Raw genomic sequence first — 20,258 nt, forward strand, 5'->3', positions numbered from 1 at the left:
TTTGCCTTTACTCTATCATTTACACTCTAGTTGTAACAACTTTGTTTTGTTATTTTGCTCAACTAAGGGTATTTAAATAAAGAAATGAGGTATTAGACATGGAATATAAAAAAATATTAGTCGCAGGTAGCGGTGTATTAGGAAGTCAAATTGCTTTTCAAACTGCATTTTTTGGTTATGAAGTGAATGTCTATGACATTAACGATGAAGCAATTGCAACAGCAAAAGAAAGATTGCAATCGTTATCACACACATATGGAGAATATTTTAATGATGATGCACGAGCAGCGAAAACATTGGCAGGCTTTTCATTTTACACTGATTTAGCACAAGCAGTAGCTGATGTAGATTTAGTGATAGAAGCGGTACCAGAGCGTATTGACATTAAGCAATCATTTTATGAGCAACTAGCAAAAGTAGCACCAGCAAAAACTGTTTTTGCATCAAACTCTTCTACTTTGTTACCTAGTCAATTTGCACAATTCACAGGCCGACCTGAGAAGTTTTTAGCATTACACTTTGCCAATACAATTTGGAAAAACAACACAGCGGAAGTAATGGGCCACGCAGGCACTGATCCACAGTACACGGAACAAGTAATTGAATTTGCCCGTACGATTGGCATGATTCCATTCCATTTAAAGAAGGAACAACCCGGCTATATTTTAAATTCATTAACTGTACCGTTTTTAAGTGCTGGTATGGCACTGTGGGCAAATGGCATTGCAGACCCACATACAATCGATAAAAACTGGATGATTTCAACAGGTTCACCAGCAGGACCGTTCGGATTTTTAGATATCGTTGGTATGGAAACACCATATAACTTAAATATGATGAAGGCAGACAATGACCCAATGGCAAAAATCATAGCGGAAAAAATTAAAGCGGAGTATATCGATTTAGGGAAAATGGGCGTATCTTCAGGAGAAGGTTTTTATAAATATCCTAATCCAGCCTATATGGATAAAGACTTCCTTAAACATAATTAATTAGAGACAAAATTGAAAAAGTGTTAGATTGATTCGCTCAATCTAACACTTTTTGCTTCATCGTTGATGTCCGCTGCGGCGGTGCTTTCCGCGGGCACACCGTAAGCCGCAACCCTCGCTAACGCGCGGTTTGTTGCGTCTTACATTATGTGCTGTTCCCGCAGGAGTCACCGCCTTCGCTACCATCATCTAGTGCACTCTTCTATTTTTTTATCTATTGCAAAAAAGTCAATAGCTAATAAATCAATCTGTTTGCATAGTTGAAAGGTGCCATACCATCAATCTAACACGTTTTGCTATGTTGTTGTTATCCACTGCTGCGGTGCTTTCCGCTCAGCACAGGAAGCCGCAACCCTCGCAAAGGTATTTTATAATTCTGTAAAAGTTGGTGGTTTCTTTTTGAAGCCTTTTGTCGTAATAACAGCATAGATAAAGCCGATTGCTAGCCAGATAAAGCCTATCTTTAATGTCATTGGTGATAAATTAATAAATAAGTAGAAACAAATACTAAAACCTAGCCCAGGAATTAATAAGTAGCGAATGATTTTCCGTTCTTTTTTACGGAAGAAGTAATAGACAATCACTGACAAGTTGACAAACATAAATCCTGTCAGGCCACCAAAGTTCATTAATTCTGCTACGAAATTAGCTGATAAAAACAGCGCTCCTAAAACACTAATCGCACACATTAATAAAATATTGTAAACCGGTGTTTGATATTTTGGATGTAAGTGTGTGAAAAACTTTTTCGAAAGCACTTCATCACGCCCCATACTGAACATTAAACGAGATGCACTTGCTTGTCCTGTTAAACCAGCTGTCACTGTCGATACAATAATCGCAACCGTATAAAGTGTTGCCAGAACAGCTCCACCTGCTTTTTCTGCAATATCAAATAAAGCCGTATCCGCTGAGCTAAAGTTTGTTACATCCGGCCATACAAGTTGTGCTACATACGCTTGCCCAATAAAAATTAGTCCTCCGATTAAACAAGCTAAAATCGCTGCCTTCCAAATATCATCTTTTGGATTAACGGCTTCTTCAGAAAGCGTTGTAATCGAATCAAACCCTAAAAATGAGAAGCAGGCCATGGCTGCACCTGAAATAATAGCCGACATAACGAATTTTTCATCGTTGAAGAACGGCACAACAGAAAAGAGCGACGTACCACTATCCCCACCGACAATTGTCTTCACACAAAAAATCACAAAAATAACGACGACAACGCCCATAAATAGCACGAGAATTTGATTGGTTTTCGCTGCGATGCCAATACCTAAAATATTGACAATCGTAATAATACCTGCAATGAATAACACCCATACCCAATACGGAATAGAGGGTATTAATGCATTCGCATAGGACGCACCTACCATAAAGACAATGAGTGGCACTAAAACATAATCCATAAACATGGCCCATCCTGCAAAAAATCCTAAATGCGGATTAATGGCACGTTGTGTATATGTATACGTTGACCCTCCATTTGGAAAAACGGCCGCCATTCGACCGTAACTATAGGCAGAAAACATCATGGCCACCATCGCAACCAAGTAGGCTAATGGCAACATCCCACCTGTGGATTCTGCTGCAAAGCCATAAATATAAGCTGGCGCGATCGGTGTCATAAAAGCAATACCATAAATAACTAAATCTTTTAATGTTAAAACACGTTTTAACTGTGGTGTATGATCATTGGCTGTTTGACTCATCGTCTATTTCCTCTCACACATTCACTGATTCGCGTTTTGCAAGTTCTTCTGTTACTAAATCAATGACTTCATTTGTACTCATCACTTGGCAATAAATTTGATTCATAATCATAATTTCAGCATCATGAAGCTGTTGTGTTGCTGCTGCACATGCATCTTCCACTAAAATCACTTCAAAGCCTGCGTCCGCTAAGCTTCGTACTGTTGAAGCAACACATTGATCTGTGACAACCCCTGTACAAACGACTGTTTCAATGCCCATATTGCGCAATAAAAATTCATAGTTCGTGCCACTTAATACACTATCTGTCGTTTTATTGACAACAATTTCATCATCCAGAGGCTTTAATTCTTCGACCATCTCCGCTCCTGGGTCACCAATTGGCAATAAAATATTGTTCCAGCCAGGACGGCGTTGGACAGGTGAACGGTCTCGTCCATCTTTGTGATGACAAGCAATGCGACCAAAAGTAACTTCTAATTGATTCGCACGGAAAAATTCTAATAGTTTTTTATTGTTCGGAATCGTTAAATTGTCGATACGATCAAAAAAGTATGCCCACTGCTCAAACATGCCCTTTTCTCTAGCAACCTGTGCGTCTAATCCGTCACGGCTAATAAACTGATGTTGCATATCGACAATGAGTAATGCTGTTTTATCCGGGTTCACGTTTATTTTTTGACCGTCAGTCGGTAAAAATTCGTAATATAATGTTGATGTGTTATCCATAGTAATTCCTCCAAGTACCCTCTTATTCCGAAATGGCTAGACAAATAAAAAAGACAGACTCTTTGTGCAAAAGAATCTGTCTAACACAAAAAATGACCTACTCATTTTAAAGCTAGAAACTAAAAATGAATGGACCATTTAAAATTCCCCACTGTTTGTCTAAACAGAGATAGCACAACTTCATAAACACCAGTGTTTACGAAGACAGTCCTGCAGCTATTCGCTACAGACCCAGCATATGATGGCGAGAACTCACCATACACTTCGGCGACATTTCCTTCTACCTAACCTCTTCGTCTTCTCGGACTCCATTAGATACTATTAACTGTCGCGCCTCTACCTCACTATCGGAAAAGTGAGGCATATTTAATTGTTTGAAATAATTATAGTATTGCGTTTTTTCTGTGTCAACCTTTAAAATTACTATATTTTATAAGGTTTACCGCTATGAAATTCAATAAAATAACAGTTAAAACACTTTTACACAATAATTTTTACAAAAATTATAACAATATACCGATAATTGTATTTCTAAGTCAAGTCAGTGAAAGCAGACTTGTTCATAAAAAAAACACCCATTAAAACGCCAAAGCATTTTAATGGATGGTCTTCCTTTTTATATCGTTTCGCTTATATTTCCTACATGCTCTTTTTTAAGCATGAGCATAACAATAAAGGAAATACAATATAATCCTGCTAAGTAAAGCATCGCAACTTTCATATCATAACTTTGTAAAATATAGCCGACTAGGATTGGTGAGAAACCACCAATCGCACGACCAAAGTTGAATATTGTGTTTGTGGCCGTACTGCGAATTTGCACTGGATATAGACTTCCAATCAATGCACCATAACCGGCGAACATCCCATTTGAGAAGAAGCCGACGATTGCACCACCTATTAGGACACCCGCACTACCAGTAGCATATGAGTATAAGAATACTGCACATGCTGAAGCAATAAGGAAGATGCCAAAGGCACGCTTAGCACCAAATCGATCTAAAAATAGTCCAAAGGTTAACATCCCAATAATCATGCCAACCGCTGTACTAATTGTCCAAAGAGCAGAGCCAGAAACAGATAAACCTTGTGACTGTTGCAACATTGATGGTAACCAGATCATTAAACCGTTATAACCGGCAATTTGCACCGTTGCCATGATGATTAAAGAAATGGTTGTCATCGCTGTTCGTGGTGTTTCAAACAATTGGACCAACTTACCCTTTTCTGCTTTCTTACTAGCTTTTTTATTTTTCTGAGCAGCGAGCCACTCAGGTGATTCATCTAAATTCTTTCTTACGATAAAGGCAAAAATAACAGGTACTACACCTACAAAGAACAATGCTCTCCAACCTAAAGTAGGAAGAATAATTGCACTTAGTAAGGCAGCTAAAATAACACCATATTGCGCCCCTACACTAACATATGAAGACGCACGCCCTTGTTTGTTTTTCGGCCATGCTTCTGCAACAAGTGCCATCCCAATACCGTATTCTCCGCCGGCACCTATTCCTGCGATAAATCTAAATAGATATACTTGTTCAATGCTCGTCGCTAATCCTGTTAACGCTGTACCAATTGCAAATAAGAGAACGGTATAGGTAAAGACCTTTACCCTACCATACTTATCCGCTAATACACCGAAAATAATGCCTCCTAAAAGCATCCCGACGTTTGTTATGGAAGAAATTAGTCCTCCCGTTGCTAAATCAATGTTAAATTCAGCAATAATCATTGTCATCGCAAATGAGATAAACATGATGTCCATGCCTTCTAATGTTAAACCTGCTACCGATGCGACTACGGTCTTTTTTCGATAATCCATTCTTCTATCCTCCAGTATGTTCTAGATGAAAATAAATCTCTTTTATTTACGAATGAATGGATGTATCTATATAAATATAACGTTTCCATTCTCCTTTTAAGCCTCACTGGACTTCCTTTAAAAGAGGTACGTTAGTTGTGTAATCACAGCTAATGGCAAAATAAAAAGCCCTTTCGTCCAAATAGACAAAAGGGCATGAATAAGCAAAGATATTACGTACATAATAACTTAAAATTCCATGTATCCCTTTTCAGCCTCTCTGGACCGTATTAAAGGTTCATTATTTCAAAAGATATCTTAGCAAAATTATCTTTATTTTTATACAAGAAAATATTGGTAAATATTATGTGGAGCTATGGCTTGTAAGGCTTACAGTGCATATAAATAAATTTTCACTGTAGCTTACAAGATACACCGAGCTGCTTTCAGACACTTTCCTAAAACACAATTTGCTGTCACAAGTAAACTACGCCAGCTACAATCTACGCAAAAATTTACAAATAAATGAGCTGCAGGTAACGCCTCACTGTACGGACTTCTTCAGTCTTTCATCCAAATGATTTTTCACACTTTTGTAACATTTTTTCTTACTCTATGTAGTTGAAATTCTATTTTAATGATGTTATTATCTCTACGAAAGTTATTTTTGACTTTACAAAGTTGCAAATCTGTGATTTATGTAATGAAGGCAAGAATAGTAATAAATAGCGGATACGCAACGGAGGTTTTTTCTCATGGAAAAAGGTACAGTAAAATGGTTTAACTCAGAAAAAGGTTTTGGATTTATCGAACGTGAAGGTGGCGAAGATGTATTCGTACATTTCTCAGCTATCCAAGGCGAAGGTTTCAAATCTTTGGAAGAAGGACAACCAGTAACGTTTGATATTGAAGCAGGGCAACGTGGCCCTCAAGCAACAAACGTTCAAAAAGGATAATTAACTTTTTTCCTTGAAGGAGGATGTAATTCTGCACTATGCAGAGTTGCATCCTTTTCTCTTTCTCACATCAACTCTTTAAATCTTTATTAAACAATGCAAAAAGAACGAATTCTACTTCAAGCATCCGTTCTTTTTTCATTATACTAACTTTAGCCATGCTACCACTCCACAATGTTTGGTATATGCAACACAAGAGGTGCTGATGGTTAATGATGATGTCTAAATTAAATTCAAATCTTTTGTTTTTTTCTCTTTTTTGATTCTTTTACATAATTAATATAGTTCCCTGTTCCTTCTATGATGGAAACGGCAACAATAGCCCATTCTAGCGTATTCACATCGCGTAACGAATCTTTTTCATAAAATAATGTAACGCTCGCAATAAACCCATAGAGAAGGGCTTTAGAAAAATACTCCCAAATAGGAGAATAATTTTCTATATTAATTTTCCCGTATATTTTATCTATCGCAATGACCAGTCCTAAAATGATCACGACGGTTATCATAAATTCTGTTTTCATTCGTTCGCCTCCATAGAAAATTTTAACAAATGCATTCTTATATACTTCTTCGAAAGTAACGTTTATCCTTTAGAAAAACGAAAAAGAACGAATTCCACTACTGGAAATTCGTTCTTCTTTATTATACTAATGCCACCCCGCAACTGCCTCACAATGTGCGGAGTGAATGAGGTAACACATAAGATATTGGTAATTTCTTTATAATTTTTTCCTCTTTGTTAGAAACAAAGCTATAAGATTTTCAGTTTACTAATCTATTGTCTTAATGAACAGTTGGTAAGAAATAATTATCTAACCATGCTTTTGTTCCTTCTCTTCCTTTTTCCGACGCTTCTCTTCTTCTTTTTTGATTTTCTCTTCTTCTTTTTTCAGTTTCTTTTCCTCTTTATCTTGTTTCTTTTCCTCTTTTTTGAGTTTCTCTTTATGCCCTCCATTATTAGGATGGATAATTTTTTTAGGTGGCACTTCTGCAGAAGCAACGCCTTTTATATAAAGTTCATTATTCACTCTGTAGACACTTTCCGGTTGATTAAAATTGGAAGTATCCGTTCCGAAATTTTCCAACATAGCTTTAAACATTAACTGTGAGATTTTCGTCGCATTTCCACTCATATAGTTACCCTGTCCGTTTTGAGTGTAACCCGTCCAGACAGCCATAGTGTATTGAGGTGTATAGCCTGCAAACCAGCTATCATTTGTAGCAGCGTTTGGGTATCCATATTTAGCTCGCGTTTGTTCATCGAAATTGGTTGTACCTGTTTTCCCGGCAACATCCAGTCTGGGAACATTTGCAGTTGTTCCTGTACCAGCATTTACGACTGTGCGTAACATATCAGTTACCATATAGGCCGTGTAATCCTCCATAACACGTTTTGGTTTTTCCTCAAAATTGACGACTGCCCCATCCGCTAAAACAACCTTTTGGACAAAATGCGGTTTATTGTATAATCCGTTGTTTCCAAAAGCACTATAGCTCCCTGCCATATCTAAAGGACTGACAGTATTGCTGCCGATCGAGTAAGATTCATATACTTCGTTACTGTTAAACGTAATGCCAAGTTGTTCTGCAAAAGTTTTAGCCTTATCCATCCCAACTTCTCTTAATGTAAGCAATGCCGGGATATTATATGAATATTGCAATGCCGTCCTTATTGTCATCGTTCCATGATATTGATGATCCCAGTTTGAGATGGGCTCACCCGTTGAATAAGTTGTCTTACGATCGTTGATTAAATGAGCCGTGGACCATTTTAAGTTTTCAATCGCCGGTCCATAATCAAAAATAGGCTTAAAGATTGATCCTGGTTGACGTTTAATATCAACAGCAAAGTTGCGCCCTAAAAATTGGGCTTTATAGTCGTTTCGTCCACTCCCGATTGCCCTAACTTCACCCGTCATGGTATCTAATAAAACGAACGCTCCCTGAAAATTCTCATCTGGATAAGCAATGATTTCATTTGTATTCATCATTTTTTCCGCAAAGTCCTGTGCTTTTGAATCCAGAGTTGTATAAATCGACAATCCGTCCTCGCTAATATCCACATCCTTCAGTTTTCCTTTTACTTCTTTCACAACTGCATCCAAAAATGCTTCATAAGGCATACTTTGCTGCGTATTTTTCGCTACAAGTCCCTCTGTTACAGGAACTTTTTCTGCTTCCTTCATTTGTTTATCCGTAATATAGCCATCTCGAAGCATCGAGCTTAATACGATATGTCGGCGCTTCGTGGCTGCTTCTTCATTTTCCGGTATGGTTGGATCATAATTGTTCGGACTCTGTGTCAGTCCGGCTATCATCGCCGCCTGTGCCAGCGTCATTTTTTTCAAATCATCGGACTCAATTCCGTAATAATTCTTTGCTGCGGTAGCCACTCCGTAAGAGCGGTTTCCAAGGTAGATTTTATTTAAATACATCATTAAAATGTCTTCCTTAGAATATTCCTTTTCCAACTGATACGCTAAGTCCCATTCTTGCACTTTGCGTTTCAACGTTTTCTCTGGAGACAGGAAAGAATTTTTAATGACTTGCTGTGTAATCGTACTACCTCCCTGAGATCCGAAATCTCCGGTTACGTTCACAAAAATAGCCTTAGCTGTCCGTTTGAGGTCGATCCCAAAATGTTCGTAAAAACGGGAATCCTCGGTAGCAATAAAAGCATGTTCTAACACTTCCGGCACTTGATTGTATGTAATTTTTGTCCGTTTTTCCTTGCCGTATTCATAAAGGAAGTTACCATCCTTATCATAAAATTTAGTAGACAGCGGATCCATTAGCTTAGCAGAATCTAAAGTAGGTGTCCCCTTCATTATTGAAGCGACCGTAATGGCACCTACTCCTGTTGCAACAAGACCGAGTACCAAGCAGACTATGACTATTTTTTTAACCAACGATCTCTTTTTCAGTATACCTATACTTCTTTGTTTTTTATTATTTGTTATTTCCGCTTTTTTTCGTTCCTTACGAGTTCGATACCCTTTTTCTGACATTCCTATTCTCTCCCATTTGAATATAATTACAGTTCATATAAGATTAAAAGCCTGTGTCGATATTATTAATGCCCCCATAACAATATCCTAAACAATTAATTTTATCATCTGGTACTAATAGTTGATACTATATTTTTTTACTAACCTGTCCAAATAACACCTTTATTACAAAAAAAAAGAACGAATTCCACCATCGGAAATTCGTTCTTTTTCTTTATACTAACTCCAACCACGCTACCGCTTCACAATGTGTAGAATGCGGGAACATATCTACTGGTTGAATTTCTTGTGTTTTGTATCCACCATCTTCTAATATGCGTAAATCGCGTGCGAGTGTGGCTGGGTTACATGACACGTACACAACTCGTTTTGGACGTTGTTCTAAAATCGTTTGTAATAGTGCTTCGTCACAGCCTTTACGCGGTGGGTCGACGACAAGGACATCTGCTTCCTTGCCTTCCTTATACCAGCGTGGAATTACTTCCTCTGCGGGACCTGCCTCAAAGTACGTATTCGTAAAGCCGTTTAGCTCTGCATTGCGTTTTGCATCTTCAATAGCTTGTGGCACGATTTCGACACCCATGACGGCCTTTGCTTTTTGCGCAAGGAATAAAGAGATGGTCCCGATGCCACAGTAGGCATCAATCACACGTTCATGTCCTTGTAAATCAGCGTAGTCCAGCGCTTGCTTGTATAGCACTTCTGTTTGCTGTGGATTTACTTGGTAGAATGAGCGTGCCGAAATTTCAAAGCGCACATCACCGATCGCGTCGATAATGACATCTTTGCCCCACAGGTTAATGGTTTCATCACCAAAAATAACGTTTGTTTTCGCGCTATTGACGTTTTGCATAATCGACGTAACATTCGGCACTAGCTTTAAAATGCTCGCTACAGCCGCTTCTTTTTGCGGGAATTTGTTCTTTGTCGTCACGAGTACAACCATTACTTCCCCTGTTGCGCGTGCTGTACGGATAACGACATGACGCAACATGCCATGATGTGATGCTTCATTGTAAGGTTGTAGACCGATTGACGCTAATTCCTTTTTTAGTCCAGAAAGGATTGCGTCCGCCTCGCCCATTTGGATTAGACAATGATCCATATCGACAATCGTATGCGATTTCGTTTTATAGAAACCTGCAATGGCTTGTCCTGCGTCATTCGTAGCAAATGGAATTTGGGCTTTATTGCGATAGTGCCAAGGTTCTTCCATCCCTTTCACAGGCAAAACAGGCGCATCAATTTTGCCTAAGCGTTGCATCACATTGCGCACCATATTTTCCTTCCACTTTAACTGCCCTTCGTACGATAAGTGCTGTAACTGGCAGCCGCCGCATTGCTTGAAATAATCGCAAGGTGCATCTACTCGATCTGGTGATGGTTTAATGATTTCTACCACTTTGGCAAAACCATAATTTTTTAATGTTTTTAACACGTGAATTTCTGCTGTTTCATTTGGTAATGCCCCTTGAATAAATAATGGATAACCATCGACTTTAGCGACACCATTGCCATCATGTGTTAAATCTTCTATATAAACTGTTAATTGGTCATTCTTTTTTACGGGTGCTGACATTCGTACATCCTCCATTTCAATCTCCTTATTGTAGCATGTGATAGCGGAGGAAAAAAGAACAAGGCTTGAATTAATGTTGTTCTTGACTGCGAACGACAACTGTCAAGTTGGACACGTGTTTTTCTTCGCCTAGACAATAACGAGCTTCCTCTAGTGCTAAAAAAGAGCCGCTACTCGCGACTCTTTTTGTTATTTTTTCTTACATAATCATCTTTTGGCGCCCACCAAAACATAATAATAATACTAAGAATAACTACTATAAATGGTGCATAAAAGATTTCAATTTTATCCATCGCTATCCCCTCCTATGCATGATGGTCTTCTTTTCCTGTCACATAATTTTTATTGAATAAGAATAATTTCAACAATAAATACAGTGAAGGGAGAAGCAAGCATAATCCTAAAACAAAGACAATCACTAATGAAATGGCCATTTGCGTGTTCGTAAAGCTATCGTAAATCGTTAAATATGGATACAGTAAATATGGATATTGCGCTATTCCATAAGCAAAAAATGCTACAGCGAACTGTGCAATTAATAATCCTAAAGCGAGCCCATAATTTTTTCGCATCCATATCAAGATGACCGTAATAATAAATAATACGGCGGAAATGGCAAACATCCACCATAAGTTGAGCATATGTTGATAGCTTTCAGGGTTAATGGATTTCATTTCATACATAATGCCAAGTGCGCTAATTATTAATGGCGCTGCCCAAATGAGTGCATATTTTCGCATTAAATTAGTAGCTTCTACATCGGTTGCTTTATTTGCATACCATGTTAAAAATACGGCGGATATATACAAGACAGCCGCTATACTTAGTACGACAATACTCCAAGCAAATGTACTTGTATATAATGTCCAATAGTTTAATACGGGTTGCCCATCCACGATGTCCACATAGCCCCCACCGGCTATTGCAAATACAACTGATAATGAAGCTGGAATTAATAAGCCAGTTACGCCATATGTCAGCGTATAACCAATATGCCCACGTGCACCATACGCCTCAAACGCATAATACGAGCCTCGAATGGCAAGCAGCACTAATGAAATACTAACGGGCACAAGTAAAATCGTTCCATAGTAGAAGGCTGTTTGTGGGAAGAACCCTACCATCCCTACAAAGAAAAACACTAAAAAGACATTCGTTACTTCCCAAACAGGCGATAAATAACGCTTAATGACATTGGTGATAATATGGTTTTTGCCAATAAGCAAACTGTAAGCATTGAAAAAACCTGCGCCAAAATCAATCGATGCAATCATCACATAGCCAAACAGGAAAATCCACAATACTGAAATTCCTAATACCTCTAATGTCATATGATGTCACCGCCCTTTTCAGTATGTCGATCTTCAATTTCTTGCTCAATTGGGTTCTTTTTAAACATACGAACTAATACGACAGTACTACCTATTCCAAGTACTGCGTAAACGCCTGTAAATAACAGCATCATTAAATCCACATGATCGCTCGTTGTGGCACCTTCTGCTGTGCGCATAATGCCATACAAAATCCACGGTTGACGCCCTACTTCTGCAAGCCACCAACCTGCTTCAATCGCAATAATGGACAGTGGTGCACCTGCAACGATAATCCATCTAAACCAGCGCGAATGAATAAAGAGCCAGCCGCGTGGTTTCCCTACTACGTAAAGCAAGGACACAAGTACCATGAACATGCCGATAAAGACCATAATATTAAAAAGATAATGGATATACAGTGGTGGTCGGTCTTCCTCTGCAAATTGATCTAAGCCAATAACTTCTGCAGTTGGATTATTACGTGCAAGTATACTTAAAGCATACGGCACTTTAATCGCATACTTGACCTCTTCACCATCTAATACGCCGAGTAAAATAAGTGATGCTTTATCTGTTGTTTCAAAATGCCATTCTGCAGCAGCTAATTTTTCTGGTTGGTATTCCGCTAAGTATTTACCTGAGAAATCACCAATAATTGCAGAAGCAATCGATGCAACTAAACCAATTTTCATCAGTAAAAACAATGATTTTTTATGGTAAATATGATCGGATCCTCTTAGCATACGGTAAGCTGCAATGGCCGCTAACACAAATGCCGATGTCATATAGGCTGTTACGACAACGTGCGCTACTTTCGTTGGCATTGCTGGGTTAAACATGGCAAGAAACGGTTGAATATTAACAAGTTGACCGTCTACAATATCAAAGCCTCGTGGTGCGTTCATAAAAGAATTGACCATTGTAATAAAGACAGCTGACATTGATGCCCCTACAGCGACAGGAATGAGTAGCAGCATATGCTTTTTCTGACTATCGAATCGATCCCAAGTATATAAGTAAATGCCTAAGAAAATGGCTTCAAAGAAAAATGCAAAGGTTTCCATAAAAAGTGGTAATGCAATCGTTTGCCCTGCAAGTTGCATAAAATTCGGCCATAGTAACGATAATTGCAAGCCAATTGCAGTTCCTGTTACAACCCCCACAGCAACGGTAATGACGAAACCTCTTGCCCAACGGCGCGCCATTAAAATATAATGCTCATCATTCTTTTTATATCCAGTCCATTGTGCAAGCATAATCATTAATGGCACACCAACACCAATCGTTGCATATATGATGTGGAACGTTAACGTCAGCTCCGTTAATGCACGACTCCAAAAGACTGCTGATTCATTAATCATCTAAATTGCCCCCCTAACTTCCAAATATTCTTCCAAGTATGGAAAGTAGCATAATAATTGCAACACCGAAGCTTAACCAAATAAGTTTCCTTTCCTGTGACTTATACAAATTGCACCACTTCCTTTCCCTTATCCATACCCATATCTTCCACTATTACTCGAAAAAAACCTTTATAATGGACCGATATTTCGGCCTATTATAAAGGTTTCAAATTTTGTTCAAGTAATATACGCACATTTGCCAAACATTTTTCTTATTTCGTTCACATACCCAATTTAAGAGGTAAATAAATACAAACAAGAACATGTTTGCAAAATATTTTAACTTAATTTTAGTAAATTACCCATAATCATACTTCTTGTTTAAATGCGGTCTTCTTCCCGAATAGCTTCGAGCGGTACAAACATTTCAATATGACGTTTTAAGTTTTCAAATGTGGCAGGTGCATCGCCACCATATTCCCCATCTAGATTTAAATGCACTTCACTGTCCGTCGTTACTTTCACAACGCTCGCTTTTTTATAAATCACACGGTCATCCTTTAAATGCTCGCCACGTAACGCCATTGCAGCAAGTTGAATAAACTCTGGCAGGCTCACTTTTTTCAATACTAATAAAGTAAAGTAGCCGTCGTTTATGCTTGCATCCGGTGCAAGCTTTTCAAAACCGCCAACAGAATTCGTTAAGCCACATAAAAACATCATGGCATCTCCATCAAATACTTCTCCATCATATTCAATGCGCATATGTGATGCTTTAATAGATGGAATCATTTCAACTGCTTTTAAATAGTAAGCTAATTGCCCTAGCATTGTTTTCATTTTGCTTGGCACTTCATACGTTAGCTCCGTAATACGTCCTCCAGCAGCAATATTGATGAAATAGCGTTCTCCATTTAACAATCCAACATCAACTGGTAAGGTATCGCCTTTAATAATAATATCAACGGCTTCATCAATATTTCGTGGAATATGAATAGCACGTGCAAAATCATTTGTTGTCCCCATTGGAATAAGACCAATCTTTGGTCGTTTTTCGAATTGAGCTACACCGGAAACAACCTCATTTAAGGTCCCATCTCCACCAACTGCTATAATAATATCAAATCCACGTTCTACTGCGTTTTTTGCTGCTTCTATCGCATCGCCTTCACAAGTTGTTGCGTGACAAGATGTCTCATAGCCTGCTACCTCTAGTTTCTCCAATACTTCTGGTAGATGCTTTTTAAACGCTTCTCGCCCAGATGTAGGATTATAAATGATTCTTGCTCGTTTCATAACATACCTTCCTGCTTCATAAGATTCTAATACTTTCAACGATTAAAACGCTGAATTGTTGCATTGGTCATTAAATACGCAGTGCGACACCGTAAACTAGCACGATGCTCTGTACAAACACGTCTTATGCACTTTAGCTATTGCATGTAAGCAAATGCTCTATGATTGTAATGCTGCTGTTACATGTTTCTTGAAATCTTCATATACATAATGCCAATTTGCCTTAGTTGTCAGATTCTCTTCACGAATTTCTGCGTAAATGGCTTTTTGCGCTTCCTCAAATGTTGGATCTTCTTTATCCGGTAAAGTCGCTCTTTTTGTCACAACAATATTTTGTAACTCAGGTGCACGTGGGCCCCATTTACCGATCACATGACCGGATTCGTTTAACAAAATATACATTGGAATGGCACGGCCACCGTTTGTTAAATAGCGGTCGATTAAGTCTGTATCTGCATCGCGTAAAACTGCACGCATGTCTAATCCAGCTGCCTCTGCGATACGGCGAATAATTGGGTTATTTAGCATCGCATCACCGCACCAATCTTCTGTAATTGTTAATATTTTTGGTTGTTTCTCTTTTAATAAAGCTACGAAACCATCGTTCATTGGGACTTCAAAGCCATCATAAATACGGAAGCTGTCTTCTTTTAGCGTTGACATATTGTCCATATATTGTTGAATTGAAATGGCTTCGTCAAAATATTGTTGTTCAGTTTTCATATACTTATCCCCTTTTTCATTGATATGGTTGTTCTATTCTATATTTTGCTATGAATACGCTATTTAGACAACTATTTAGTGCTACTATTTGTTAGTATGTACAATCTTTGCATTGAAAAAGCCAAGAAAGTGAAACACTCTCTTGACTCATTGTTATGACAAAAAATTAGCGTTTTGCAATTTCTTGTTGTAATAATTTATTAACCATTGGTGGGTTCGCTTGGCCTTTTGTGGCTTTCATAATTTGTCCAACTAAGAAGCCAATGGCACGATCCTTACCGTTTTTAAAGTCTTCAATTGATTGTGCATTGTTATCTAACACTTCTGTTACGATCGCTAATAATGCACCTTCATCAGAAATTTGTACTAATCCTTTTGCTTTGACGATGTCATTAGCTGAACCACCGTTTTCTACTAATTCAGCAAAGACTTTTTTACCGATTTTAGAAGAAATAGTACCGTCCGTAATTAACTTCACCATGCCTCCAAGGTTTTCTGGTGTTAATGCGGTATCTTTTAAATCTTTTTGTTCCGCATTTAAATAAGCAGAGACATCACCCATTAACCAGTTTGCAGAAAGTTTTGCGTCAGCTCCGTCTGCTACCATCGCTTCAAAGAAATCCGAAATTTCTTTAGAAATAACAAGCACGCCAGCGTCATAAGGTGTTAACCCTAATTCTTCTACATAGCGTTTTTTACGAGCATCTGGAAGTTCAGGAATTTCTGATTTTACACGCTCTAGCCATTCATCGTCGATTGACAGACGCACTAAATCTGGCTCTGGGAAGTAACGATAATCATCTGTTCCTTCTTTCACACGCATTAAAATTGTTTTACCTGTTTTCTCATCGAAACGACGTGTTTCTTGATCAATTACGCCACCTGATAGTAATACGTCCGCTTGGCGTAACTCTTCGTGCTCAATCCCACGACGAACGTAGTTGAATGAGTTCAAGTTTTTAAGCTCTGTTTTTGTACCGAATTCTTCTTGACCATATGGGCGGATAGAAATATTGGCATCACAGCGCAGTGAACCTTCTTCCATTTTACAGTCTGAAACATCTGTATATTGGATAATCGATTTTAATTTCTCAAGGTAAGCGTACGCTTCATTTGCTGTACGAATATCCGGCTCAGAAACGATTTCTACAAGCGGTGTCCCTTGACGGTTAAAGTCAACAAGTGAATGGTCACCAGCATGCGTTAGTTTACCAGCATCTTCTTCCATATGAAGACGCGTAATACCGATACGTTTTGTATAACCATCTACTTCAATATCAATCCAACCGTTTTTACCGATTGGCTTATCGAATTGTGAAATTTGATAAGCTTTCGGATTATCTGGGTAGAAGTAGTTTTTACGGTCAAATTTTGTTTCTTGTTCGATTTCCATGTTCAGTGCAAGTGCTGCACGCATCGCGAAATCAACAACATTTTTATTTAGCACAGGAAGGACACCAGGGTAACCTAGGTCGATTACTGTTGTATTTGTATTTGGTTCAGCACCGAAGTGAGCTGGCGCTGGCGAGAAGATTTTTGAGTTAGTTTTTAACTCAACGTGTACTTCTAAACCAATGACTGTTTCAAAGTTCATGTTATTTTCCCTCCCAAATTTGAGGAACTTCTTTATGGAACGTAGTAGCTTGCTCAAACGCATGTGCTACACGGTAAAGTGTTGCTTCATCGAAGTATTTACCGATAATTTGTAAGCCTAATGGTAGACCATTTTCAAAACCACATGGAATTGAAATAGCTGGTACGCCCGCTAAGTTCATAGGAATCGTTAAAATATCGTTAGCATACATCGTCATTGGGTCATCTACATTTTCACCAATTTTAAATGCTGGTGTTGGTGCAGTTGGTCCAATGATAACATCAAAGTCTTCAAATACTTTGTCGTAGTCTGCTTTAATAAGCGTACGTGCTTGTTGTGCTTTTTTGTAGTAAGCATCATAAGTACCTGCGCTAAGTGAGTAAGTACCTAGCATAATACGACGTTTTACTTCATCACCAAAGCCTTGTGCACGTGTTTCTTTATAAAGGTCCATTAAATTCGTCACGTTTTCTGCGCGGAAGCCGTAGCGGATACCATCAAAACGAGATAGGTTGGAAGACGCTTCTGAAGAAGATAGGATATAGTAAGCTGCTAATGCATATTTAGAATGCGGAAGTGATACTTCTTCAACTGTCGCACCTAAGCCTTTTAAAACTTCTAATGCATCCAGTACTGATTGACGTGCTGCTTCACCAACACCCTCACCTAAAAACTCTTTCGGCACAGCAATACGTAAGCCTTTTACATCGCCAGTAAGTGCTGCTGCGAAGTTTGGTACTTCTACGTTTGCTGAAGTTGAATCGTTAGGGTCTAATCCTGAAATAGCTTCTAGTAAAAGCGCATTGTCTTCAACATTACGTGTAATTGGTCCAATTTGGTCTAATGAAGAAGCAAATGCTACAAGTCCGAAACGAGATACGCGACCATATGTAGGTTTCATCCCTACGACACCGCAATATGCTGCAGGTTGACGGATAGAACCACCTGTATCAGAACCAAGTGAAAATGGCACTTCTCCTGCTGCTACTGCTGCTGCAGATGCACCTGAAGAACCACCTGGTACGTGATTTAAATTCCATGGATTTTTTGTTGTTTTATAGTATGAGTTTTCATTAGATGAACCCATTGCAAACTCGTCCATGTTTAATTTACCAATTGTAATCATACCAGCTTCGCGTAGCTTATGAACGACTGTTGCATCGTAAATTGGCATAAAACCTTCAAGGATTTTAGAAGCACAAGTTGTTTCTAAGCCTTCTGTTACGATATTGTCTTTGACACCAATAGGAAGACCAAAAAGTGGTCCACGTTTTTCAAATGGCACTTTGTCCATTTCAGCTGCTTGTGCAGTTGCTTTTTCTTCATTTAAAGCAAGGAATGCTTGTACATCGCCATCCAGCTTTGTTACGCGTTCATATGCTTCTTTTGTTAAGTCAGCGATTGTTAAGTTACCAGCTTTTATGTCAGCTTGTAACTCCTTTGCTGAACGTTCAAATAACGTCATGAGGAATCCTCCTATTTTTTAGTATTACATGATAGCTGGTACTTTTACTTGACCATCTTCTTGTTCTTTTACGTTTAACATCATTACATCGCGGTCTAAACCTTTTGTTGCCACATCTTCACGCATTACGTTTACTAATGGTAAAACGTGTGTTGTTGGTTCAACATTTGTTGTATCTAACTCGTTTAACTGCTCTGCAAAGTCAGTAATTTTTCCAAGTTGTTCAGCAAATTTTTCCGCTTCTTCTTCTGTAATTGCAAGACGTGCTAAATTCGCAACGTGCTTAACCTCTTCTTTTGTTAATTTTGCCATTGTTCACACCTCCGAATACTATCCAATTCATTGTTTTTATCGATAACAATAGGGTTGAATAAAGTTAACCATGCCAATAATCATAACATTTTTCCTACTAAAAATCACAACTTTCACCAAAAATATAGAAACTTTCACTACTATGACAAAGTGTTGTCTCCAGTTGTCTTCTTTTGTTGAATGAATCATACTTTCCTCGACCAAGTTCGTATCTCGGAAGTAACAGTATAGCCCAATTGGTGTTATTCTTTGCAAAAAAATAGCCAGCACAGGGCTGACTATTTTTTATTCATAAACGTGTACATAAGGGTCTTTATCATTTGCTTCTTTAATGATTAACGCTTCTGGACCATTAATCGATGTAATGCTCACTTCGACATTTATATTATCGAATTGATTGATCAGCACACCTGTCAAATATTGTGTGAAGCCAATAATTTCGGCTGTACCGAAAAATTGGATTGGAATTTCAATTTTTAACTTTTGAATTTTTTTATTTTGATAGAAGCCTGTGCCAATAACACTTGTATAGTTAGAAAAATATTTATCAACGTCTTGCTTGAAGTTTTTGAAATTATTACTTACATCTCGATAAGTATCGTGTGTATCATCCGTTGGGAACAACACATATTGTTCGTCAATCGCTTGCCAATCGCCAATATCGTTTTGTCCCTCTTTTGCTACACCGTACGTAAAATACGTTCCTGGAACGATGGAATTGCGGGCTTGCTGTTTAAATAAACCGACAACAATTGGTACGTCTTGTAATTCATCACGTGAACGCATACGAGAGACGATTTCAGCCGCCATCTTTTTACCTTGCTCAATAAGGGCAGACTCTGGGATAGGCTCTTCGTAATATTCACCATATTTTTCTTTTTGATAATAGTAGATAGAATTCAAAGAAAGTCCTATTGAAATACCACCTAGTTTAACCTTATTATCATCTGTTTTCTTTAAATAATTTTGCTCGACAATATGCGCTAAATAAATTGGCGCCTTTGTAGCACGTTCTTCTGGCGTCATAGCATCTGTTGTCGGAGGGTTTAAACCGTCATCCGTTTGTGAGCTACGTGCTAGCCAAGAACTTACTGTGCTTTCGGCTAAATATTGACCTTCTTGGAAGTAATAATTCTCCGTGTCAAACTCATTTTGAGAAAGACGCATTAACCCTGTTTCGACTTCCTTCATATCATATTTCGTGTAAATATTTGACACGACTAATCCACGGCTTGCGCTTTCTTTATATGGAATTAGTGTTTTATAAAAAGATTCATCAATCTGTAGACTTGGAATAATCGTTGTTTCCGCTTTTTCCTGTTGCGTTTCCTGTGTAAGCTCTGTCTCCTTCTTATCCGAAGGCACACAGCCGACTAGCATTGCAGCAGCTACAATTGCTGGAATGAGTCGAAATGACATCATTGTGGT

At 38.4% G+C, this 20,258-nt stretch carries 17 protein-coding genes and 1 riboswitch; of the genes, 2 read left to right on the top strand and 15 right to left on the bottom strand.

The window, feature by feature from the left end:
* The first annotated feature begins 98 nt into the window (after positions 1-98).
* Positions 99-992, top strand: a complete 894-nt coding sequence (locus ACKVEV_RS14085) for a 3-hydroxyacyl-CoA dehydrogenase (protein ID WP_409367000.1) — start codon at positions 99-101, stop codon at positions 990-992.
* A gap of 368 nt (positions 993-1,360) precedes the next feature.
* Here the strand turns inward: ACKVEV_RS14085 and ACKVEV_RS14090 are convergent, their stop codons facing one another.
* The 3 genes from ACKVEV_RS14090 to ACKVEV_RS14100 form a co-directional block, all read right to left on the bottom strand.
* Positions 1,361-2,704, bottom strand: coding sequence for an APC family permease (locus ACKVEV_RS14090; RefSeq protein ID WP_409367001.1), 1,344 nt, complete (start codon positions 2,702-2,704; stop codon positions 1,361-1,363).
* Positions 2,705-2,717: 13 nt separating this feature from the next.
* Positions 2,718-3,434, bottom strand: a complete 717-nt coding sequence (locus ACKVEV_RS14095; protein ID WP_409367002.1) for a cysteine hydrolase family protein — start codon at positions 3,432-3,434, stop codon at positions 2,718-2,720.
* A gap of 162 nt (positions 3,435-3,596) precedes the next feature.
* Positions 3,597-3,781: riboswitch (Lysine riboswitch) on the bottom strand.
* A 269-nt stretch (positions 3,782-4,050) separates the two neighbouring features.
* Positions 4,051-5,259 (bottom strand): MFS transporter, encoded by a 1,209-nt coding sequence (locus ACKVEV_RS14100; protein WP_409367003.1) that lies wholly within the window; start codon positions 5,257-5,259, stop codon positions 4,051-4,053.
* 734 nt (positions 5,260-5,993) lie between these two features.
* Here ACKVEV_RS14100 and ACKVEV_RS14105 point away from each other — a divergent pair.
* A complete protein-coding gene (locus ACKVEV_RS14105; RefSeq protein ID WP_409367004.1) occupies positions 5,994-6,194 on the top strand; it encodes a cold-shock protein in 201 nt (66 codons plus the stop codon).
* Positions 6,195-6,427: 233 nt separating this feature from the next.
* Here ACKVEV_RS14105 and ACKVEV_RS14110 read toward each other — a convergent pair whose 3' ends face one another.
* From ACKVEV_RS14110 to ACKVEV_RS14165, 12 genes are all read right to left on the bottom strand, one after another.
* Complete coding sequence (locus tag ACKVEV_RS14110) at positions 6,428-6,718, bottom strand: hypothetical protein (protein ID WP_409367005.1); 291 nt, start codon at positions 6,716-6,718, stop codon at positions 6,428-6,430.
* A gap of 291 nt (positions 6,719-7,009) precedes the next feature.
* Positions 7,010-9,205 (bottom strand): transglycosylase domain-containing protein, encoded by a 2,196-nt coding sequence (locus tag ACKVEV_RS14115; protein WP_409367006.1) that lies wholly within the window; start codon positions 9,203-9,205, stop codon positions 7,010-7,012.
* 214 nt (positions 9,206-9,419) lie between these two features.
* On the bottom strand, positions 9,420-10,784 hold the full coding sequence (gene rlmD, locus ACKVEV_RS14120) for a 23S rRNA (uracil(1939)-C(5))-methyltransferase RlmD (protein WP_409370560.1): 1,365 nt from the start codon (positions 10,782-10,784) through the stop codon (positions 9,420-9,422).
* 170 nt (positions 10,785-10,954) lie between these two features.
* Complete coding sequence (gene cydS / locus ACKVEV_RS14125) at positions 10,955-11,077, bottom strand: cytochrome bd oxidase small subunit CydS (RefSeq protein ID WP_402927902.1); 123 nt, start codon at positions 11,075-11,077, stop codon at positions 10,955-10,957.
* A gap of 12 nt (positions 11,078-11,089) precedes the next feature.
* Positions 11,090-12,115: a cytochrome d ubiquinol oxidase subunit II gene (locus tag ACKVEV_RS14130; RefSeq protein WP_409367007.1), complete on the bottom strand. Its 1,026-nt coding sequence runs from the start codon at positions 12,113-12,115 to the stop codon at positions 11,090-11,092.
* Positions 12,112-13,458, bottom strand: a complete 1,347-nt coding sequence (locus ACKVEV_RS14135) for a cytochrome ubiquinol oxidase subunit I (RefSeq protein ID WP_409367008.1) — start codon at positions 13,456-13,458, stop codon at positions 12,112-12,114. The genes ACKVEV_RS14130 and ACKVEV_RS14135 overlap by 4 nt, the downstream gene beginning before the upstream one ends.
* A 363-nt stretch (positions 13,459-13,821) precedes the next feature.
* A complete protein-coding gene (locus ACKVEV_RS14140) occupies positions 13,822-14,736 on the bottom strand; it encodes a diacylglycerol kinase (protein WP_409367009.1) in 915 nt (304 codons plus the stop codon).
* 159 nt (positions 14,737-14,895) lie between these two features.
* Complete coding sequence (locus ACKVEV_RS14145; protein WP_409367010.1) at positions 14,896-15,459, bottom strand: thioredoxin family protein; 564 nt, start codon at positions 15,457-15,459, stop codon at positions 14,896-14,898.
* A gap of 166 nt (positions 15,460-15,625) precedes the next feature.
* On the bottom strand, positions 15,626-17,053 hold the full coding sequence (gene gatB / locus ACKVEV_RS14150) for an Asp-tRNA(Asn)/Glu-tRNA(Gln) amidotransferase subunit GatB (protein WP_409367011.1): 1,428 nt from the start codon (positions 17,051-17,053) through the stop codon (positions 15,626-15,628).
* 1 nt (position 17,054) lies between these two features.
* Positions 17,055-18,518: an Asp-tRNA(Asn)/Glu-tRNA(Gln) amidotransferase subunit GatA gene (gene gatA / locus ACKVEV_RS14155; protein WP_409367012.1), complete on the bottom strand. Its 1,464-nt coding sequence runs from the start codon at positions 18,516-18,518 to the stop codon at positions 17,055-17,057.
* A 24-nt stretch (positions 18,519-18,542) separates the two neighbouring features.
* A complete protein-coding gene (gene gatC / locus ACKVEV_RS14160) occupies positions 18,543-18,830 on the bottom strand; it encodes an Asp-tRNA(Asn)/Glu-tRNA(Gln) amidotransferase subunit GatC (RefSeq protein WP_024364473.1) in 288 nt (95 codons plus the stop codon).
* 285 nt (positions 18,831-19,115) lie between these two features.
* Positions 19,116-20,252 carry a CamS family sex pheromone protein gene (locus ACKVEV_RS14165; RefSeq protein WP_409367013.1) on the bottom strand — a complete coding sequence of 379 codons (1,137 nt, stop codon included), beginning with the start codon at positions 20,250-20,252 and terminating at the stop codon, positions 19,116-19,118.
* Between the last annotated feature and the right edge of the window lie 6 nt (positions 20,253-20,258).

The organism is Lysinibacillus sp. 38-6 (assembly GCF_046245175.1).
In the GTDB taxonomy this organism is placed as follows: domain Bacteria; phylum Bacillota; class Bacilli; order Bacillales_A; family Planococcaceae; genus Lysinibacillus.

Excerpts from the sequence above, each read along its gene's own strand:
- ACKVEV_RS14085 (WP_409367000.1), top strand. The coding sequence starts at position 99 with ATGGAATATAAAAAAATATTAGTCGCAGGTAGCGGTGTATTAGGAAGT.
- ACKVEV_RS14090 (WP_409367001.1), bottom strand. The coding sequence starts at position 2,704 with ATGAGTCAAACAGCCAATGATCATACACCACAGTTAAAACGTGTTTTA.
- ACKVEV_RS14095 (WP_409367002.1), bottom strand. The coding sequence starts at position 3,434 with ATGGATAACACATCAACATTATATTACGAATTTTTACCGACTGACGGT.
- ACKVEV_RS14100 (WP_409367003.1), bottom strand. The coding sequence starts at position 5,259 with ATGGATTATCGAAAAAAGACCGTAGTCGCATCGGTAGCAGGTTTAACA.
- ACKVEV_RS14105 (WP_409367004.1), top strand. The coding sequence starts at position 5,994 with ATGGAAAAAGGTACAGTAAAATGGTTTAACTCAGAAAAAGGTTTTGGA.
- ACKVEV_RS14110 (WP_409367005.1), bottom strand. The coding sequence starts at position 6,718 with ATGAAAACAGAATTTATGATAACCGTCGTGATCATTTTAGGACTGGTC.
- ACKVEV_RS14115 (WP_409367006.1), bottom strand. The coding sequence starts at position 9,205 with ATGTCAGAAAAAGGGTATCGAACTCGTAAGGAACGAAAAAAAGCGGAA.
- rlmD (WP_409370560.1), bottom strand. The coding sequence starts at position 10,784 with ATGTCAGCACCCGTAAAAAAGAATGACCAATTAACAGTTTATATAGAA.
- cydS (WP_402927902.1), bottom strand. The coding sequence starts at position 11,077 with ATGGATAAAATTGAAATCTTTTATGCACCATTTATAGTAGTTATTCTT.
- ACKVEV_RS14130 (WP_409367007.1), bottom strand. The coding sequence starts at position 12,115 with ATGACATTAGAGGTATTAGGAATTTCAGTATTGTGGATTTTCCTGTTT.
- ACKVEV_RS14135 (WP_409367008.1), bottom strand. The coding sequence starts at position 13,458 with ATGATTAATGAATCAGCAGTCTTTTGGAGTCGTGCATTAACGGAGCTG.
- ACKVEV_RS14140 (WP_409367009.1), bottom strand. The coding sequence starts at position 14,736 with ATGAAACGAGCAAGAATCATTTATAATCCTACATCTGGGCGAGAAGCG.
- ACKVEV_RS14145 (WP_409367010.1), bottom strand. The coding sequence starts at position 15,459 with ATGAAAACTGAACAACAATATTTTGACGAAGCCATTTCAATTCAACAA.
- gatB (WP_409367011.1), bottom strand. The coding sequence starts at position 17,053 with ATGAACTTTGAAACAGTCATTGGTTTAGAAGTACACGTTGAGTTAAAA.
- gatA (WP_409367012.1), bottom strand. The coding sequence starts at position 18,518 with ATGACGTTATTTGAACGTTCAGCAAAGGAGTTACAAGCTGACATAAAA.
- gatC (WP_024364473.1), bottom strand. The coding sequence starts at position 18,830 with ATGGCAAAATTAACAAAAGAAGAGGTTAAGCACGTTGCGAATTTAGCA.
- ACKVEV_RS14165 (WP_409367013.1), bottom strand. The coding sequence starts at position 20,252 with ATGATGTCATTTCGACTCATTCCAGCAATTGTAGCTGCTGCAATGCTA.